The sequence below is a fragment of the Dictyobacter arantiisoli genome, from assembly GCF_008326305.1.
GTDB classification, from domain to species: domain Bacteria; phylum Chloroflexota; class Ktedonobacteria; order Ktedonobacterales; family Ktedonobacteraceae; genus Dictyobacter; species Dictyobacter arantiisoli.
This window is the reverse complement of the sequence record NZ_BIXY01000210.1, coordinates 1-2,011: the sequence shown is the minus strand read 5'-3', so window position 1 is coordinate 2,011 and position 2,011 is coordinate 1. Positions and strand designations below refer to the sequence as shown.

Here is a 2,011-nt window from a genome sequence, read left to right as displayed (position 1 = left end):
TCCAGAAGCATGAGGTGGTAATGCGCGAGATGCGCAGCTCGCTGGCCTCCCGAATTTGCAAAAACGGTGTGAAACAATCTGCCTCTGGAGCGGTTTCTCCAGATCCTCAATAGTCGATTTCTCTGTTTCGCATCAAAAATCGTCAAACTTTCGCGCTATTTACAGGAAACGAGCCAGAAAGCCCTGTCCATTCATGGCAGGGATGAATGGCTCTTCCTGATTGACAACCATTAAAACATTTTGTAGACTCTCCTGTATGAAATGAAGCCATTGCAAAAAGATTCGTCTGAAGACGATGAGGCACGATACCCACCTCACGGTTGGTTGGGCTTCATGCACCACAAGAACAAGTGGTTGGTACCCAGGGGCACTCGGAAACCTGCAAACCTCGGTTTGCGCAACGCTTCTGGACATGTGGACCGCTACCTTTCAGTTGTGAGACTGATGGGCAAGTCTCATGGATGAAGGAAGAATCCCTGTGCATTTATGCCAGGGAGTGTCAACAAATGATGTTTATCAAGATAACGATTCTCCGACTAGGCACAGAGGCTCACAAAGCATACGTCGTGTACGTTGTTGCCTCTGTCAAAAAGGAATCGAGATAATGCAAATTATCGGTCGAGTTTCGTACTGAAGGTGGTGCGTTATCGGCACAGTTGGTGCTGTTATCTCTCAAAAAACTGCGCCGATAATCCAACTGGATCGATAACCGTGTCGCATTCCAAGCGCAAAGGAGCAAAACTGTGCCGCAGTTATCTCCTTTGCGGCAACATGGCGGCTACCTTAACTCAGGGCCTAATAATAGTAACGTCCTCCTCCTCCCCCTTGTTATTGTTGTGCATAATAGTTATCTCTTTGTTGTTGTATTGCAATTGCTCTTTGGGTCATTGCATCATTATATGATGGTACCCCGTATACCTGTCGAGGAATTTCACAGTGATCGAGAGTAAACATCTCATTCTGTGCATCTACAAGGCTTGCATTATGTTGTGCTACATCTTCATTGTAAGTTTGTATTCTGGCAGTGAGATCATGTATACGTAGGTTATATATACCTGAATCAGTATTATATATACTACGTGCATTCTCATAGCGCCGTGCATTAGGAATGCTTTCATTGTTGGGATCTATTATTCTTTCATACTGGCCCATTAACCTCTCTCTCGATCCATTCAATGTATCTTCTTTAAGGGTAAGCCCCCCTCTCTCCTCATCAAGACGATTCCCTCTTCTTGCTAAGTCCGCTGCTCTTCCCCTTTCCCGTTCCCTTGCTGATTCAATTGTGCTTTTCTGGCCTCCATCTGAATTATCTCGTCGCTTATCACCACCATCCCTATCATCACCATCCCCCTGACGAGAACTTGATTCACCATGCTTGGACGACTTACCATAGAGCCCCCGACTAAACGCAGAAGTGTCGGCCGCTTTCTCCTTTCCCTGATATGTATTCTCACCATATGTATTCTCACCAATGTGCTTCATAGGCATTGTATATGATCCTTTCTAAGAGGGAACAAAAGTAGAAAAAGATAGTATAGCATGACGCAGGCGCCCAGGAAGCCAGAAGGGACCCTTTCCACGATTTCACGCGATGGAAGTCCCGGGTCCCCCAAAAGCATCTTGCTTTTCCAGGTGAGGGAGGTTAGCGCAACCAGGTCAGCTCAATGCATCTTGCTCCAGCGTCTGAGTGACGGCCCCTGATTGGGGCAAAAGCAAAGCAACTTGCCGGGCTTAAAGTACGTTTGTTGTTATCATCCGTTCAGTTGGCAATGCTAGCCTCCTGGTACCAAGCCCACCAAACCCCTTTGGCCTATCAGTGCGAAACTGACGAAAAGAGTTGGGTAAGAGGCCGGGTCCTGATTGCTCAGGAACACCAACCCCTCCCCGTCGAACCGAGACGTGCACGTTTTCGTGCATCCGGCTCTCCAAGAGCCACTACCATTCTTGTTTAGCGCGGAAGATACGCCAGATTGGAGAGCTTGAGACCATCGTACTCTCCTCGGTGGATCTT

At 47.5% G+C, this 2,011-nt stretch carries 1 protein-coding gene; it reads right to left on the bottom strand.

Features of this window, described 5'->3' with window-relative positions; genetic code table 11:
* Window positions 1-828: 828 nt before the first annotated feature.
* Entirely contained in the window at window positions 829-1,488 is a 660-nt protein-coding gene (locus F1593_RS27825) for a hypothetical protein (RefSeq protein ID WP_172632526.1), read from the bottom strand.
* Window positions 1,489-2,011: the final 523 nt, after the last annotated feature.

Bases quoted from the DNA above. Each gene is read 5' to 3' on its own strand.
- F1593_RS27825 (WP_172632526.1), bottom strand. From the start codon at position 1,488: ATGCCTATGAAGCACATTGGTGAGAATACATATGGTGAGAATACATAT.